Source organism: Muricoccus radiodurans (genome assembly GCF_050154705.1).
Taxonomy (GTDB): domain Bacteria; phylum Pseudomonadota; class Alphaproteobacteria; order Acetobacterales; family Acetobacteraceae; genus Roseomonas; species Roseomonas radiodurans.
On record NZ_CP189561.1, the window covers coordinates 5,509,561 to 5,524,685 of the forward strand.

The 15,125-nt window shown below is 70.8% G+C and carries 15 protein-coding genes and 1 tRNA gene; 9 read left to right on the top strand and 7 right to left on the bottom strand.

Features of this window, described 5'->3' with window-relative positions; translation table 11 throughout:
• Positions 1 to 14: 14 nt before the first annotated feature.
• The 3 genes from ACP6CK_RS25650 (at position 15) to ACP6CK_RS25660 (ending at position 3,279) form a co-directional block, all read left to right on the top strand.
• A complete protein-coding gene (locus tag ACP6CK_RS25650) occupies positions 15 to 809 on the top strand; it encodes an amino acid ABC transporter ATP-binding protein (RefSeq protein ID WP_426956165.1) in 795 nt (264 codons plus the stop codon).
• 141 nt (positions 810 to 950) lie between these two features.
• A complete protein-coding gene (locus tag ACP6CK_RS25655; RefSeq protein WP_426956166.1) occupies positions 951 to 2,831 on the top strand; it encodes a potassium transporter Kup in 1,881 nt (626 codons plus the stop codon).
• 82 nt (positions 2,832 to 2,913) lie between these two features.
• Positions 2,914 to 3,279, top strand: a complete 366-nt coding sequence (locus tag ACP6CK_RS25660; RefSeq protein WP_426956167.1) for a hypothetical protein — start codon at positions 2,914 to 2,916, stop codon at positions 3,277 to 3,279.
• 85 nt (positions 3,280 to 3,364) lie between these two features.
• Here the strand turns inward: ACP6CK_RS25660 and ACP6CK_RS25665 are convergent.
• A tRNA-Ala gene (locus ACP6CK_RS25665) sits at positions 3,365 to 3,440 on the bottom strand.
• Positions 3,441 to 3,571: 131 nt separating this feature from the next.
• On the opposite strand from ACP6CK_RS25665, the gene ACP6CK_RS25670 reads away from it, so the two are divergent.
• Both ACP6CK_RS25670 and ACP6CK_RS25675 read left to right on the top strand, forming a co-directional pair.
• Entirely contained in the window at positions 3,572 to 4,336 is a 765-nt protein-coding gene (locus ACP6CK_RS25670; RefSeq protein ID WP_426956168.1) for a CoA transferase subunit A, read from the top strand.
• Positions 4,337 to 4,350: 14 nt separating this feature from the next.
• Complete coding sequence (locus tag ACP6CK_RS25675; RefSeq protein ID WP_426956169.1) at positions 4,351 to 4,998, top strand: CoA transferase subunit B; 648 nt, start codon at positions 4,351 to 4,353, stop codon at positions 4,996 to 4,998.
• 154 nt (positions 4,999 to 5,152) lie between these two features.
• Here ACP6CK_RS25675 and ACP6CK_RS25680 read toward each other — a convergent pair whose 3' ends face one another.
• From ACP6CK_RS25680 to ACP6CK_RS25695, 4 genes are all read right to left on the bottom strand, one after another.
• Positions 5,153 to 5,548 carry a hypothetical protein gene (locus ACP6CK_RS25680; protein WP_426956170.1) on the bottom strand — a complete coding sequence of 132 codons (396 nt, stop codon included), beginning with the start codon at positions 5,546 to 5,548 and terminating at the stop codon, positions 5,153 to 5,155.
• 82 nt (positions 5,549 to 5,630) lie between these two features.
• Complete coding sequence (locus ACP6CK_RS25685; protein WP_426956171.1) at positions 5,631 to 6,203, bottom strand: hypothetical protein; 573 nt, start codon at positions 6,201 to 6,203, stop codon at positions 5,631 to 5,633.
• A 68-nt stretch (positions 6,204 to 6,271) separates the two neighbouring features.
• Positions 6,272 to 7,093, bottom strand: coding sequence for an undecaprenyl-diphosphate phosphatase (locus ACP6CK_RS25690; RefSeq protein WP_426956172.1), 822 nt, complete (start codon positions 7,091 to 7,093; stop codon positions 6,272 to 6,274).
• A gap of 72 nt (positions 7,094 to 7,165) precedes the next feature.
• On the bottom strand, positions 7,166 to 8,293 hold the full coding sequence (locus tag ACP6CK_RS25695) for a TRAP transporter substrate-binding protein (protein ID WP_426956173.1): 1,128 nt from the start codon (positions 8,291 to 8,293) through the stop codon (positions 7,166 to 7,168).
• 180 nt (positions 8,294 to 8,473) lie between these two features.
• On the opposite strand from ACP6CK_RS25695, the gene ACP6CK_RS25700 reads away from it, so the two are divergent.
• The 4 genes from ACP6CK_RS25700 (at position 8,474) to ACP6CK_RS25715 (ending at position 11,880) form a co-directional block, all read left to right on the top strand.
• Positions 8,474 to 9,469, top strand: coding sequence for a Bug family tripartite tricarboxylate transporter substrate binding protein (locus ACP6CK_RS25700; RefSeq protein WP_426956174.1), 996 nt, complete (start codon positions 8,474 to 8,476; stop codon positions 9,467 to 9,469).
• Positions 9,470 to 9,474: 5 nt separating this feature from the next.
• The gene (locus tag ACP6CK_RS25705) at positions 9,475 to 10,257 is read left to right on the top strand and encodes an enoyl-CoA hydratase/isomerase family protein (protein ID WP_426956175.1); all 783 of its coding nucleotides are present in this window, start codon (positions 9,475 to 9,477) and stop codon (positions 10,255 to 10,257) included.
• 84 nt (positions 10,258 to 10,341) lie between these two features.
• Complete coding sequence (locus ACP6CK_RS25710) at positions 10,342 to 11,322, top strand: tripartite tricarboxylate transporter substrate-binding protein (protein WP_426956176.1); 981 nt, start codon at positions 10,342 to 10,344, stop codon at positions 11,320 to 11,322.
• Between the two features lie 21 nt (positions 11,323 to 11,343).
• Positions 11,344 to 11,880: a bleomycin resistance protein gene (locus ACP6CK_RS25715; protein WP_426956177.1), complete on the top strand. Its 537-nt coding sequence runs from the start codon at positions 11,344 to 11,346 to the stop codon at positions 11,878 to 11,880.
• A gap of 78 nt (positions 11,881 to 11,958) precedes the next feature.
• Here ACP6CK_RS25715 and ACP6CK_RS25720 read toward each other — a convergent pair whose 3' ends face one another.
• Both ACP6CK_RS25720 and secA read right to left on the bottom strand, forming a co-directional pair.
• Complete coding sequence (locus ACP6CK_RS25720; protein WP_426956178.1) at positions 11,959 to 12,300, bottom strand: hypothetical protein; 342 nt, start codon at positions 12,298 to 12,300, stop codon at positions 11,959 to 11,961.
• Positions 12,301 to 12,375: 75 nt separating this feature from the next.
• Positions 12,376 to 15,102 (bottom strand): preprotein translocase subunit SecA, encoded by a 2,727-nt coding sequence (secA, locus tag ACP6CK_RS25725; RefSeq protein WP_426959979.1) that lies wholly within the window; start codon positions 15,100 to 15,102, stop codon positions 12,376 to 12,378.
• Between the last annotated feature and the right edge of the window lie 23 nt (positions 15,103 to 15,125).

The following is a 15,125-nucleotide window of genomic DNA, read 5'->3' on the forward strand; positions in this document are numbered from 1 at the left end:
AAGAGGATCACAGCATGAGTGCCGCTCTCGAGGCCGACACCCACGTCGCCTCCGCCATCCGGACCGACGCGCCGCCCGCCATCCTGCTGGACCGCGTGAACAAGTGGTACGGCGCGATGCACGTCCTGCGTGACGTCTCGCTGGAGGTCGCGACGGGGGAGCGCGTGGTGGTGTGCGGCCCGTCCGGGTCGGGCAAGTCCACCATGATCCGCTGCATCAACCGGCTGGAGACCCACCAGGAGGGGCGGATCCTGGTGGACGGGACGGAACTGACCGACGACGTGCGCGCCCTGGACGCAATCCGGCGCGAGGTCGGGATGGTGTTCCAGTCCTTCAACCTCTTCCCGCATCTGACGATCCTGGAGAACTGCACCCTGGCCCCGATCTGGGTCCGGCGGATGCCGAAGAAGGACGCCGAGGCGCTGGCCATGGAGTACCTGACCCGGGTGAAGATCCCGGAGCAGGCGAAGAAGTACCCGGGCCAGCTCTCCGGCGGGCAGCAGCAGCGCGTGGCGATCGCGCGCGCCCTCTGCATGAAGCCGAAGATCATGCTCTTCGACGAGCCGACCTCCGCCCTCGACCCCGAGATGATCAAGGAGGTGCTGGACACCATGGTCGGGCTGGCCGAGACCGGCATGACCATGATCGTGGTCACGCACGAGATGGGCTTCGCCCAGCAGGTGGCCGACCGTGTGGTCTTCATGGACCGGGGTGAGGTGGTGGAGCAGGGCACCCCCTCCCAGATCTTCAACAACCCGGCCACGGACCGGCTGCGGCTCTTCCTCTCCCAGATCCTGCGGGGGCACTGAGGGCCGCCGCGCGGGCGTGGCCGGAGCGCCTCCGGCCATGCCCTTGCATGGCACCCCTGCAACCCTGCGGGGTGCGGGGGGTTGCTGCCGGGCGGGCGGGGGGCCATTCCCCGGCCGCGACGACATGAAGCAGGCGCATCCGTGACCTCAGCGGCCCCCGACGGTCCCCGACAGCCCCTCTCGGCAGCGGTGCTGCTGGGGGTGCTGGGCGTGGTCTATGGCGACATCGGCACCAGCCCGCTCTACGCCATGCGGGCGGCGCTGCTCCACTTCTCCTCGGACGGGCTGGAGCGCTGGGAGATCCTCGGCATCCTCTCCCTCATCATCTGGTCGCTCATCATCGTCGTGACGGTGAAATACGTCTGGTTGGTGATGAGGGCGGATAACCGGGGGGAGGGCGGGATCCTCGCCCTGATGGCCCTCGCCCAGCGCGTGACGCGGAGCGACCGGGGGCGGAGGGCCGTCGCTGTCACCGGCATCGCCGGCGCGGCGCTCTTCTTCGGCGACGGGGTGATCACCCCCGCCATCTCCGTGCTGTCGGCGGTGGAGGGGTTGAAGGTCATCTCCCCGGCCTTCGAGGGGGCGGTGGTCCCCCTGTCGCTGGCGATCCTGATGGGGCTGTTCCTGTTCCAATACCGGGGCACGGGCCTGATGGGAAAGATCTTCGGCCCGATCACCGTCGCCTGGTTCGGCGTGATCGGGCTGCTCGGCCTGATCGAGGTGTTCCGGGAACCCGAGGTGCTGTCGGCCCTCTCTCCCCACCACGCCGTGCAGTTCTGCATCACCTACAAGCTCGCGGCCTTCATCGCCTTCGGCTCCGTCGTGCTGGCGGTGACGGGGGCGGAGGCGCTCTATGCCGACATGGGGCACTTCGGGCGGCGGCCGATCCAGGTGGCCTGGGTGGCCTTCGTGCTACCGTCCCTGACCCTGAACTACCTCGGGCAGGGGGCGCTGATGCTGTCCGACCGGGCGGCGTTGGAGAATCCCTTCTACCTGCTGGCGCCGGAATGGCTGCGGCTGCCGCTGGTGGTGCTGGCGACCTGCGCGACGATCATCGCCAGCCAGGCGATGATCTCGGGCGCCTATTCCATCGCGCGGCAATGCGTGCAGCTCGGCTTCCTGCCGCGGCTGATCGTGCGCCACACCAGCGAGACGGAAGAGGGGCAGATCTACCTGCCGCAGGTGAACTTCGCCCTGCTCGTCGGCGTGCTGGTCCTGGTGGTCACCTTCCGCAACTCGGATAGCCTCGCGGCCGCCTACGGGCTGGCCGTGACGGGCACCTTCCTCGCGACCTCCACGTTGGCGGGACTGGTGTTCCACCGCACCTTCCGCTGGCCTCTGGCCCTGGTGATCGCGGTCTTCGCGCCGCTCTTCGCGCTGGACCTCACCTTCTTCCTTTCCAACGTGCTGAAGGTGCCGGAGGGCGGCTGGGTGCCGCTGGTGATCGGCGGGTGGCTGTTTGCCAGCATGCTGACGTGGCGGAAGGGGCGGGACCTGCTGTTCAGCCGCTTCCGGCAGGACAGCTTGCCGCTGAAGTCCTTCCTGGCGAGGCTGCCGCAATCCCGCACGACGCGCGTATCGGGCATGGCCATCTTCATGACGAGCCAGGCGGACTACGTGCCCAACGCGCTGCTCCACAACATGAAACACAATAAGGTCCTGCACGAGAAGGTCTTGTTCGTGACCGTCACCGGCGAGGACACGCCGCGCGCGACGGAGCGCCGCAAGGTGGAGGAGCTGGCGCCGAACATCCACCGGGTCACGCTCTGCTACGGATTCCAGGAGAGCCCCGACATCCCCAAGGAGCTGGAGGGGCTGCGGGAACTCGGCGTGGATTACCAGCCGATGCAGGCCTCCTATTTCCTCGGGCGGGAGCAGCTGGTCGCGGCGACGGTTCCGAAGATGTCGCGCTGGCGGCAGTGGCTCTTCGCGGTCATGTCGCGCAACTCGGTTCCCGCGACCGAGTTCTTCCGTATCCCCAGCGACCGCGTGGTCGAGTTGGGTGTGCGCGTCGCGATCTGATCTCGCGCGCGGAAAGGTCGGCCGACGGGCCGGGGGGCGACTGCGGGCGACCCGCCGGCCCGCGAGAGGCGAGGAGGCTGAGATGCCGCTGGTCGTGCTGTCGCCGGGCGGTGGAACCGGCCTTCCCGAAGGAAGTCCGGAGCACCGCTACGAGTTGCGGCTCACGCTCGACCCGCAGGGATATCCCGATCCGGCCGCCTGGCAGGCCGATCCGGAACCCTGGCCGGCCCGGCGCATCTGGCCGGGCCAGGGCCTGATGGAAGGCGACGTGCAGTACGATCCGGATGAGGGCTGGGCGCTTCGCTTCTTCCGCCGCGACGACAGCCCGGTGGATGCGCCGCTGCACGCGGTGCTGCGCAGCCGCAGCCCCTGCCGCCCCGGCGAGACGGTGACGATCGCCGAGCCGGACGGCCGGGAATACGCCTGGCGCATCGTGGGCGTGGGCTGACGCACTGCCTGCAGCCCCCAAACGCGAAGCGGGGCGCCCGTCGCCGGGCGCCCCGCTTTCCCCTGGCCGGTCAACCGGCCTGAATTGGTGGAGCCAATCGGAATCGAACCGACGACCTCTTGAATGCCATTCAAGCGCTCTCCCAACTGAGCTATGGCCCCCCACCCGGGGTGCGGCGATATAGCCGCGCCCGGCGGGGCGGGCAAGGCCCCTTCCGGCGCTTTCTCCCACCCTTTTCGAGGGGCCTTCGCGGAGGCTAGGGTCGGCCCGGCCGCACGCCGGAGAGAGCCGCATGAGCAAGAAGCTGTACCCCGACGCGAGGGCCGCCCTGGCGGGGCTGCTGCGCGACGACATGCTCATCCACTCCGGCGGATTCGGGCTCTGCGGCATTCCCTCCCTGCTAATCGAGGCGATCCGGGATTCGGGCGTGAAGGGCCTGACCTGCGTCTCGAACAATGCCGGCGTGGACGATGCCGGGCTGGGGCTGCTGCTGAAGACCCGGCAGATCCGCAAGATGATCGCGAGCTACGTGGGAGAAAACGCGGAGTTCGCCCGCCAGTACCTGGCCGGGGAGCTGGAGATCGAGTTCAACCCGCAGGGCACGCTGGCCGAGCGCATCCGCGCCGGCGGCGCCGGCATCCCCGCCTTCTTCACCAAGACGGGCGTCGGCACCGCTGTCGCGGAGGGCAAGCCGACCCAGGTGTTCGACGGCCAGACCTATGTGATGGAGCGCGGCATCGTCGCGGACCTCGCGCTCATCCACGCCTGGAAGGCCGATCCGGAGGGCAACCTGATCTACCGGAAGACCGCGCGGAACTTCAACCCGATGATGGCCACCGCCGCCCGCGTGACGGTGGTGCAGGTGGAGGAGCTGGTGGAGCAGGGATCGCTCGATCCCGATCAGATCCACACGCCCGGCATCTTCGTGAAGCGCATCATCGTCTGCCCGCCGGGCTACGAGAAGCGGATCGAGCAGCGCACCGTCCGCAAGCGGAGCGAGGCGCCGGTGCCCGCCGCGGCCGGCACCGATCCCCTGCCCACCCAGACCGCCCGCTGAGAGGAGGCCGAACCATGCCCTGGACCCGCGACCAGATGGCGGCCCGCGCCGCGCGCGAGCTGGAGGACGGCTTCTACGTCAACCTCGGCATCGGCATCCCGACGCTGGTGGCGAACCACATCCCCGATGGGGTCTCCGTCCAACTCCAGAGCGAGAACGGCATGCTCGGCCTTGGCCCCTTCCCGCTAGAGGGCGAGGAGGATGCCGATCTCATCAACGCCGGCAAGCAGACGGTGTCGGAACTGCCGACGACGAGCTTCTTCTCCTCCGCCGACAGCTTCGCGATGATCCGCGGCGGGCACATCGACCTCTCCATCCTCGGCGCCATGCAGGTGGCGGAGAACGGCGATCTCGCGAACTGGATGATCCCGGGGAAGATGGTGAAGGGAATGGGCGGCGCGATGGACCTCGTCGCCGGGGTCAAGCGCGTGGTGGTGCTGATGGAGCACACCGCCGGGGGCAAGCCGAAGCTGCTGCACCGCTGCTCCCTGCCGCTGACGGGCCAGGGCGTGGTCGATATGGTCGTGACAGAGCTCGGCGTCTTCCAGGTGGACAAGGCGGCCGGCCGGATGACGCTGACGGAGCTGGCGCCCGGCGTCACGGAGGAGGAGGTGCGGTCCAAGACCGAGGCCTCCTACGAGACGGCGCTGCAGCCCGCCTGACGCGGCAAGGGGCGCCTCGCGGCGCCCCTGGGCCATCGGCCCCGCGATGGGGCCCTGATCCGGACGATCCAGGCTGCCCGTGCCCCCGGATCGTCGGACGACCTGCCGAGGCAGCCGATCGGGGCGTTACGCTCCGGTCGGCCCGCCCAGCCGGTCAGCGAGCGCGGCGGTGTGCCCGACGGGCCGCGGCCGGGCGCAGCGACACGTTGTACTGGCAGTTCCGCATGGACGTCTCGCCCATGATCATGCCGTCCTCGAAGCGGGCGTTGGTGAGCTGCATCGGGCGGCGCCCGTTCAGCGTGACCTGATCCCCGGCGACGGTGGCGGACACGTTCATGCTGCGGATACGGCAGGCGCGCGACGGCTGGGCGAGGCGAGCGACGCCGACGTAGCGGCCCGGGGCCATCGTGGGCGCCGGAGCGGCCATCGGGGGCGGGGGCGGCGCGGCGGCGGCCATCGGCGGGGGCGGGGGCGGCGGGGGCGGCTCGGACGCGCAGGCGGAGAGCAGGGCGAGGGCCGACATGGCCATCAGCGTGGCGGGCAGCTTCATGGAAGAACTCCTGAATGGATTCGCCGGAATGGCGAATCCATTCCCATAAGACGCCTTCTTACGCGCCCGCTGGCAAGACGGGTCAGCGAGGCGTAACGGTCGCGGCCGCCGCCGGGCCGATAACGAAACCGCCACCGCCTGCCGGCGGCGCCAAGGAGGCGCCGGGGCCGCCGCCGCGGAGGTTCTGCAGGCGCTGCCGGTCGGCCTCCAGGTCCTGCTGCATGCGCTCCAGGCGCCGCTCGCGCTCGTTCACGCTGCGCTCCAGCGCGTCCGCGCTAGTGCCGCGGGCGCTGGCCCGATAGGTCGTGGTGCCGCGCCGGGTGCGCCGGACGGTCTGCCGTACGCTCCGCCCGGTCCGCACTTGCGGCTGCGGCGCTCTGGGCAGCGGGGCAACGATGGGGCGGCCGACATCCACCGTGGTGGTGATGGGCGGATCGACCACCGCGGGGATGATGGCGGCCTGCCGCTCCGCATCGACCGGCGGCGGCGCCAGCCGGTCCCATTGCTGGATCGAGCCGCGAAGGACGTCGAGGCTGGGGCCGGCGTCGTTCGGCCAGGACTGGGCGCCGGCGCCGGCGGGCAGCAGCAGCGCGCCGGCCACCAGCAGCCCTGGAACGATCCGCCCAAGCCCCGCGCGCCAGCCGTGAACCCGCATGGGAACTCCCCCTCTCCGGCAGCCGCATGCCGCCGTGGATGTCACCCGGTCGGCCCGGGTGGAACGCCTCAGCCGCGCCCGAGGCCGGACAGTCCGAGCCAGGCCAGGATCACCAGGCCGAGGACGATCCGGTACCACCCGAAGGGCACGAAGCCGATCCGGGAGATGGATGCAAGCACGGTTCGGACCACGACCAGGGCGACCGCGAAGGCCGCGACGAACCCCACTGCGATCTGTCCCAGGCCAGACATATCCAAGCCGTGTCGCGCTTTCCAGAGGCTGTAGACCGTGGCGGCGAACATTGTGGGAATCGCCAACAGAAATGAGAATTCAGCTGCCACCCGGCGCTCAACCCCGAGTAGCAGGGCGGCCACGATCGTCGCGCCGGACCGGCTGGTGCCGGGCACCATCGCCACCACCTGGCCGAGGCCGATCAGTAGCGCCGCCACCGGCCCGATTTCCGGCACCGAATGGATATGCGGCGGTCCGCGCCGTGTCTCCACCAGGATGATGACAATTCCGCCGAGCACGAGCGCGACGGCCACGACCCAGGGGTTGAACAGCAGGTCCGTCACCGGGCCATGCAACAGGGCGCCGATCACGAGCGCCGGCAGGAACGCGAGGAAGAGGCTCTCCGCCGTGTAGCGCTCGAGCGTCTTCGGCCGCCACATGCCCGTCCCGATGCGGATCAGGTCGCGCCAGTACACCAGGATGACGGCGAGGATGGCGCCGAGCTGGATCGCGATCTCGAAGGCCTTGCCGGGCGGCCCCTGGAAGCCGATCAGCTCCCCCAGCAGGATGAGATGGCCCGTGGAGGAGATGGGCAGGAACTCGGTCAGCCCCTCCACCACGCCCATCAGCAGGGCGGAGAGCAGCGCGGTGGCGTCCATGTGGGCGATCCCAAAGAAGAGGGGCGGGCGCCCTGCGGCCCCGCCCCTGTCACGCTACGCCGATCAGGCGGTTCAGCGAACCGTCTGGCTGGCGGTGAAGGCGAAGTTGTCGAAGGAGTTCTCGCTCACGCGGTGCCAGGTGTAGACCTCGTCGCGGTAGCGGCGCTGGGCCTCCAGGATGCGCTTGAAGCGCTCGTTCCGGCCGGAGATCTCCTCCATCACCTCGTTGGTGGCGCGCCAGGCGGCCTCGAGGATCGGGCGGGACCAGAAGCGGAGCTGCGTGCCGGCGGCGATCAGGCGGCGCAGGGCCTGCGGGTTCGCCACGTCGTACTTCGCGACCATCTCCGCGTCGGCCTCGGCGCAGGCGGCCTGGATGGCGAACTTGTACTGCGCGGGAAGCGCGTTGTAGGCGGCCTGATTCGCCAGGAAGTGCAGCCGCGCGCCCGGCTCCCAGAAGCCCGGGGCGTAGTAGTTCGGCGCGACGCGGGCGAAGCCGAGCTTCTCGTCGTCATGCGGGCCGACGAACTCGGCCGCGTCGATCGTGCCGCGCTCCAGCGAGGAGTAGATGTCCGAGGCCGGGACGACCGAGGGCGTCGCGCCCATCTTCTGGAAGACCTGGCCGGCGAGGCCGGTGATGCGGAACTTGAGCCCGCGCACGTCCTCGACCGTGCGGATCTCGCGCCGGAACCAGCCGCCCATCTGCGCGCCCGTGTCGCCGCAGGGGAAGGCGACGGCGTTGTACTCGCGCATCATCTCGTCCATCAGCTGCTGGCCGCCGCCGAAGCGCAGCCACGCCGTGTTCTGCCGCGCGTTCAGGCCGAAGGGCACGGCGGTGAAGAAGGCGAGCGCCGGGTCCTTGCCGATGTAGTAGTAGGAGGCGGTGTGGGCGCACTCGATCGACCCGGCCTGCACGGCGTCGAGCGCGGACAGGGCCGGGGCGATCTCGCCGCCCGGGAAGGCCTGGATGCGGAACTTGCCGTCGGTCAGCTCGCCCACGCGGCGGGCCACCGCCTCCGCCGTGCCGAACAGGATGTCGGTGGAGCGGGGGAAGGACGAGGTGAGGCGCCAGCGCACCTCCGGCGCGGTCACGACAGCGGGCGCGGCCGGAGTCTGGGCGGCGGCCCCCGTCGCCAGCACCGCCGGGACGGCGGCGGCCGGCGCGGCCGAGAGCAGCGCGCGGCGGTTCACGCGGGAGGTCATGCGGGGACGTTCCTCTTCCCTGGAAAATGCGTCGCGGGGTGATAGGGCAAGGCGGGGCAGCGCGGAAGCCGGATTGCGGGACGCCGCGGCCGGGCGCAGCCTCTCCCGCCGGCGGCTCCAGGCCGCCCAAGAGGCATCGCGGCCTGCACGACGGCCGATGCGCATGTCGGGGGGATGCTCATGCGGCGCCGCACGGCCCTGGTCCTCGCACTCGCCCTCGGCGGCCACGCCCGCGCGCAGGACGCGCCCTCGCGGGCCCCCTCGCTCGACGCACCCTGGACGCCGACCCGCCCGGTGCGCTTCGTTGTGCCGTATCCGGCCGGGGGCATCACCGACCTGCTGGCCCGCAAGGTGGGGGAGGAGCTCGGCGCCCTCTGGGGCCAGCCTGTCGTGGCGGACAATCGCCCCGGGGCGGGCGGCAATATCGCGGCGCAGCTCGTCGCGCGGGCGCCGGCCGATGGGCATACGATCTTCATGGGCTTCCTCGGGACCCAGGCGGCGAATGCCGCGCTGTATCCCGAGCTGGGCTACGACCCCGTACGGGACTTCACCCCTATCGGGCTGATCGCGCAATCGCCGATGGTGCTCACCGTTCATCCCGGCGTGCCGGCCCGCAGCGTGGCGGAGCTGATCGCCCATGCCCGCGCCAATCCGGGGGCGCTCACCTTCGGGTCGTCCGGCAATGGCGGCGCCTCGCACCTCGCCTTGGAGCTGTTCAAGAGCATGGCGGGGGTGGAGATCACCCACGTCCCCTATCGCGGCACGGCGCCGCTGATGACGGACCTGCTGGCCGGGCGGATCAGCGGCTATTTCGACGTGGCGATCACGGCAGCGCCGAACATTGCCGCCGGCAGCGTCCGCGCCCTCGGAGTCTCGCTGGACCGGCGCGCGGCACGGCTGCCTGATGTGCCGACGATCGCGGAGGGCGGGCTGCCCGGCTACGTCTTTTCCACCTGGCTCGGCCTGCTCACGCCGGCAGGGCTTCCCGCGCCGATCCTCTCGCGGATGAGCCGGGATTTGCAGGCGGTGGTCCGCTCCCCCGGCTTCGCGGCGTGGTGCGCCGAGCGCGGGCTGGAGACGATGCCCTCCACCCCCGAGGCGTTCGTGGCCTTCATCGATGCCGAGACGGCGAAGTTCGGCCGGCTGATCCGCGAAGCGAACGTGAGGCTGGACTAGGAACCATGGACGACCTGACCGTCATCCGCGTCGCCATCGCCGACCACGTGGCGGTGGTGACCATGAACAACCCGCCCGTCAACGCACAGGACCGGCGCTTCCAGGAGGAGATCGCCCTCGCCTTCGACCGCATCTCGGAGGATGAGGCCGTGCGCTGCGCCGTGCTGACCGGCGCGGGCCGGATCTTCTCCGCCGGCGCGGACATCAAGGCCCGGGCCGGGCGGGAGGCGGAGCGGCGACCGGGCGACGCGACCCAGCACCTCCGCCGCGGACGCGCCGGCTTCGACGCGGTGTATGAGTGCCGCAAGCCCGTCATCGCCGCGCTGAACGGCCCGGCCCTCGGTGCGGGGCTGGCCTTGGCGGCGTCGTGCGACATGCTCATCGCGTCCGAAACCGCCTCGCTCGGCCTGCCGGAGGTGGATGTCGGGCTGCTCGGCGGCGGGCGTCACGCCATGCGGCTCTTCGGCCATTCCCGCACGCGACGGATGATGCTGACCGGCTACCGCGTGCCCGGCCCGGAGCTGTACCGGCTGGGCGTGGTCGAGGCCTGCGTGCCGCCGGACGAGCTGATGCCGGCGGCGATGGACCTGGCCCGTCAGATCGCCGCCAAGAGCCCCGTGGCGACGCGCCTCGCGAAGCACGGGCTGAACGCGATCGAGTGGTCCAGCCTGCGCGACGGCTACCGCTTCGAGCAGGAGCTGACCGCCGAGCTCGGACGGTACGAGGACTCGCAGGAAGCGATGCGTGCCTTCCTCGAGAAGCGCCCGCCGGTCTTCAGGGGACGTTGATCGTCAAGGGACGCTGACGGGCCCCGCCGGGCGCGATAGCCTCGGGCCCAGACGGCCGGGAACCCGGCCCACCGGAGGATGTCCATGACCCCACCTCTTCCCGGACGCCGGGCGGCGCTCGGTCTCGGCACGGCGCTGCTGGCGGGCCCGGCCCTCGCGCAGGGGCCGTCGCGCACGCTGCGCGCGATCGTCGGCTTCCCGCCGGGCGGGACGTCGGACATCGTCGCACGGCTGTTGGTGGAGCGAATGCGGGCCGGCGGCGCGGGCCAGGCCATCGTGGACAACCGCCCCGGCGCCGGCGGGCGGCTGGCCCTGCAGAACCTGAAGGGCAGCGCGCCGGACGGCACCGCCTTCGTGCAGACCCCGGCCTCCATGCTGACGATCTACCCGCATCTCTACCCGCGCACGCTCGGTTACGATCCGATCGCGGATTTCACGCCGGTCTCCCCGGTCTGCATCTTCCCCTTCGGCTTCGCGGTGCGGACGGATCATCCGGCGCGGGACCTGGCCGGCTACATCGCCTGGGCGAAGGCGCGGCCGAATGGGGCGGACTTCGCCTCGCCCGTGCCGGGGTCCATGCCGCACTTCATCGGCACGCAGCTCGCGCGCTCCGCGGGCATCACGCTCAACCACGTGCCCTACCGCGGCTCCGCGCCGGCGATGCAGGACCTGCTGTCCGGCACGATCAGCGCGACGCTGCTGCCGATCGGGGAATCCATGCCGCACCACCGCGCGGGGGCCATGCGCATCCTCGCGGTGACGTCGCCGCAGCGCATGCCGAACGTGCCCGATATCCCCACCATGGCGGAGTCCGGCCATCCCGACCTGACGCATGAGGAGTGGTACGGCGTCTTCCTGCCGGCCCGGGCGCCGGAGGCCGTCGTCGCCGCCCTGCATCAGTCGGTGGTGTCGGCGGTGGGCACGCCGGAGATGCGGGAGGCGCTGGCGCGGATCGAGTTGGCGCCGCTGACGCTGTCCCCCGCCGACTTCGCGGCCCGGCTGCGGCGGGAGCGGGACGCCTGGGGGCCGATCGTCAGCGCGTCGGGCTTCGTGCCCGAGGACTGAGTGCCGCGACCGGCCGGGGCGATGACGAGTCCTCCTCCCGCAGCCGCGGATCGGCTCGGCGCGCCGATCGCCGATCCGGCCGCGCGCGCCGCCTCCCCGGGCAGGGGGCGGATGCCGGCCGGCGGATTCGCGCCGCTCGTCCCGGAACTCGCGGTGACCGACCTGGCGGAGAGCCTGCGCTTCTGGTGCGGGCCGCTCGGCTTCGCGGTGGCCTATGACCGGCCGGCGGCGCGCTTCGCCTATCTCGCCCGCGGGCCGTTGCAGGTGATGCTGTGCGAGCGGAACGGACGCTGGGAGACGGCGGAGATGGACCGCCCTTTCGGCCGGGGTATCAATCTGCAGATGATGGTGGAGCGCATCGCCCCGATGCTGGCGGCGCTGGACGCGGCCGGCTGGCCACTCCTCGAACCGCCGGAGGACGCCTGGTACCGGGCCGGAAGCGTCGAGGCCGGGCAGCGCGAGTTCCTCGTCCAGGACCCGGACGGCTACCTTCTGCGCTTCGCGGAGGACCTCGGAACGCGCTCGGTGGAAGCGGGGCAAGCCGAAGCGGGTCGCTGAACCCTCCCAGTCCAGCGGCCCGATCCGGGCCTCTCCGCCCTTCGGGCGGGGCCGCCGCGACGGGCGGCCCGTCCCGGCTCAGCGGTAGTAGTAGCGGCGCGGCCGGTCGTAGTAGCCGCGGCGGTAGCCCCGGTCCCGCGTCGTCGCGCCGACGATGGCGGCGCCCGCCGCCGCGCCGATGACGCCGGCGGCGACGGCCGTGCCGACCTGCGCGTTCTGGGCGTTCTGCGCCGCTTCCGCATTCGCGGCCGGGGCGAGGGCCTGGTAGTCGTAGCAGGCCTGCTGGTAGCCCTGCTGGCAGGCCTGGGCCGCACCGGCGGCCTGCTGCTCATAGGGTCCGACCACCGGGGCGCAGGCGGCCAGTCCCGCCATGGCAAGAACGGCGGCGGCCCGGATGGCGTGGCGGCCAGGCGTGGTCATATCGTCGCTCCCTTGATCCTGATGAAACGATAGCGCAACCGGACCGGGTGGGTTGCGTCCTCGCCGGGCGGGGACTCAGCCCCGCCCGTGGCAGTGTTTGTACTTCTTCCCCGAGCCGCAAGGGCAGGGCGCGTTGCGGGGCGTCCGGTCCCAGGTCGTGGGATCGTTCGGGTCCACCCCCTCCGCCACGCGCGGCGCCGCAAGCGGGGCGGCGGAGCCGTAGGACAGCGCCTCGCCCTCGCCGTAGCCGCCGATCTCGTCCGGCGCGGGGTGGCGGGCGTCGGTGAAGGAGATCGGGTCGGGGCTGGGCAGCGGTGCCTCGGGGGCAAGGTCCACCTGCATCAACCAGCGGGTCGTCTCCTCCCGCATCTCCGATAGCATCGCGTTGAAGAGGTTGAAGGCCTCGGACTTGTACTCGTTCAGCGGGTCCCGCTGGGCGTAGGCGCGCAGCCCGATGCCCTGGCGCAGGTGGTCCAGGGAGAGAAGGTGGTCCTTCCACACCTTGTCGAAGACCATCAGCAGAAGGGACTTCTCCACCTCCCGCATGCGGTCCGGGCCGATATTGGCGGAGCGGGCGGCATAGGCGCGCTCGGCGGCCTCGGTGATGCGCTCGCGGATCTGGGTCTCGTCGATCCCCTCCTCGCGGCCCCAGTCCATCACCGGCAGATCGAGGCCGAGCGTGTCCCGCACCTTCGACTGCAGCGCCTCCATCTCCCACTGCTCGGGATAGGCGTTCTCCGGGATGGCGCGGGAGACCATCTCGTCGATCACCTCCTGGCGCATCTCGGCGATCGTCTCGGCGACGTTCTCGGCCTGCATGAAGGCCCGCCGCTGGGCGTAGACCTCCTTGCGCTGGTCGTTCATCACGTCGTCGTACTTCAGCAGGTTCTTGCGCGTGTCGAAGTTCCGCGCCTCGACCTTCTTCTGGGCCTTCTCCAGCGCCTTGTTGATCCAGGGGTGGACGATTGCCTCCCCCTCCTTCAGGCCGAGCTTCTGCAGCATCCCGCCCATGCGGTCGGACCCGAAGATCCGCATCAGGTCGTCTTCCAGGGAGAGGAAGAAGCGCGACGCGCCCGGGTCGCCCTGGCGGCCTGAGCGGCCGCGGAGCTGGTTGTCGATGCGGCGGCTCTCATGCCGCTCCGTGCCGATAACGAAGAGGCCGCCGGCGGCCTTCACCTTCTCGGAGCTGCTCTCCACCTCGCGCCGGATCTCGGCCAGGCGGGCCTCGAACTCCGGGCCGTCCGGCTCGCCGGGGAAGGTGGCGCGGGCGAGCATCTCGGCGTTGCCGCCAAGTTTGATGTCGGTGCCGCGGCCCGCCATGTTGGTCGCGATCGTCACCGCGCCGGGACGCCCGGCCTGGGAGATGATCGCCGCCTCCTGCTCGTGGTACCGGGCATTCAGCACCTGGTGCGGGATGTTCTTCTTCTTGAGAAGCGAGGAGATCAGTTCCGACTTCTCGATGCTCGTGGTGCCGACGAGGCAGGGCTGGCCGCGGTCGCGCGCCTCCTGCACGAGGGTGGCGACCGCCTCGTACTTCTCGGCGGCGGAGCGGTAGACCTCGTCGTCCGAATCCGCGCGCGCCACCGGCACGTTGGTCGGGATCTCCACCACCTCCAGCTTGTAGATCTCGGCGAACTCGTCCGCCTCGGTCGCCGCCGTGCCGGTCATGCCGGCCAGCTTGGGGAAGAGGCGGAAGTAGTTCTGGAAGGTGATGGAAGCGAGCGTCTGGTTCTCCGGCTGGACGGTGACGCCCTCCTTCGCCTCCAGCGCCTGGTGCAGGCCCTCGGAGTAGCGGCGGCCCTCCATCATGCGGCCGGTGAACTCGTCGATGATGACGATCTTGTCCTGGCGGACGATGTAGTCGACGTCCCGCGTGAACAGGGTGTGGGCGCGCAGCGACTGGTTCACGTGGTGGACCAGCGTCACGTTGTGGAAGTCGTAGAGGTCGCCCTCCTCCAGCATCCCGGCCGCGGTCAGCGCATCCGCCACGGTCTGGGTCCCGGCCTCCGTCAGGGAGACCGTCTTCATCTTCTCGTCCTTCTCGAAGGTCGAGGGGTCCTTCACGAGCTCCGCGACGACCGTGTCCACGCGGTTGTACAGGTCGGAGGTATCGTCCGTCGGGCCGGAAATGATGAGCGGGGTGCGGGCCTCGTCCACCAGGATCGAGTCGACCTCGTCCACGATGGCGTAGGCGAAGGGGCGCTGGACCATCTCGTCCAGCCGGTACTTCATGTTGTCGCGCAGGTAGTCGAAGCCGAACTCGTTGTTCGTGCCGTAGGTGATGTCGGCGTGATAGGCATCCCGCCGCTCCCCGTCCGTCTTGCCGTAGACGATCGTGCCGGTGGTGAGACCCAGCCAGGTGTAGAGCTGGCCCATCCACTCCGCATCGCGGGTGGCGAGGTAGTCGTTCACGGTGACGACGTGCACGCCCTTCCCGGCCAGGGCGTTGAGGTAGACGGGCAGGGTGGCGACGAGGGTCTTGCCCTCGCCGGTCTTCATCTCGGCGATCTTGCCGTCATGGAGCACCATGCCGCCGATCAGCTGAACGTCGAAGTGGCGCATCCCGAGGACGCGCTTGGCGGCCTCCCGGCAGACCGCGAAGGCCTCCGGCAGGATGGCGTCCAGGGACTCGCCCTTGGCGAGCCGCTCCTGGAACTCGGGGGTCTTGGCGCGCAGGGCGTCGTCCGACAGGGCCGCCATCTGCGGCTCCAGCGCGTTGATGGCCGGCACCCGCGCACGGTACCCCTTCAGGACGCGGTCGTTCGAGGTGCCGAAGAGGCTACGGGCGAGGCGGGCGAACATCGGGTCGGACAATCTCCGGGCAC

Coding starts and splice junctions, on each gene's coding strand:
- ACP6CK_RS25650 (WP_426956165.1), top strand. CDS start 15: ATGAGTGCCGCTCTCGAGGCCGACACCCACGTCGCCTCCGCCATCCGG.
- ACP6CK_RS25660 (WP_426956167.1), top strand. CDS start 2,914: ATGCCGCTGGTCGTGCTGTCGCCGGGCGGTGGAACCGGCCTTCCCGAA.
- ACP6CK_RS25690 (WP_426956172.1), bottom strand. CDS start 7,093: ATGGACGCCACCGCGCTGCTCTCCGCCCTGCTGATGGGCGTGGTGGAG.
- ACP6CK_RS25710 (WP_426956176.1), top strand. CDS start 10,342: ATGACCCCACCTCTTCCCGGACGCCGGGCGGCGCTCGGTCTCGGCACG.
- ACP6CK_RS25675 (WP_426956169.1), top strand. CDS start 4,351: ATGCCCTGGACCCGCGACCAGATGGCGGCCCGCGCCGCGCGCGAGCTG.
- ACP6CK_RS25695 (WP_426956173.1), bottom strand. CDS start 8,293: ATGACCTCCCGCGTGAACCGCCGCGCGCTGCTCTCGGCCGCGCCGGCC.
- ACP6CK_RS25685 (WP_426956171.1), bottom strand. CDS start 6,203: ATGCGGGTTCACGGCTGGCGCGCGGGGCTTGGGCGGATCGTTCCAGGG.
- ACP6CK_RS25705 (WP_426956175.1), top strand. CDS start 9,475: ATGGACGACCTGACCGTCATCCGCGTCGCCATCGCCGACCACGTGGCG.
- secA (WP_426959979.1), bottom strand. CDS start 15,102: ATGTTCGCCCGCCTCGCCCGTAGCCTCTTCGGCACCTCGAACGACCGC.
- ACP6CK_RS25715 (WP_426956177.1), top strand. CDS start 11,344: ATGACGAGTCCTCCTCCCGCAGCCGCGGATCGGCTCGGCGCGCCGATC.
- ACP6CK_RS25670 (WP_426956168.1), top strand. CDS start 3,572: ATGAGCAAGAAGCTGTACCCCGACGCGAGGGCCGCCCTGGCGGGGCTG.
- ACP6CK_RS25720 (WP_426956178.1), bottom strand. CDS start 12,300: ATGACCACGCCTGGCCGCCACGCCATCCGGGCCGCCGCCGTTCTTGCC.
- ACP6CK_RS25680 (WP_426956170.1), bottom strand. CDS start 5,548: ATGAAGCTGCCCGCCACGCTGATGGCCATGTCGGCCCTCGCCCTGCTC.
- ACP6CK_RS25700 (WP_426956174.1), top strand. CDS start 8,474: ATGCGGCGCCGCACGGCCCTGGTCCTCGCACTCGCCCTCGGCGGCCAC.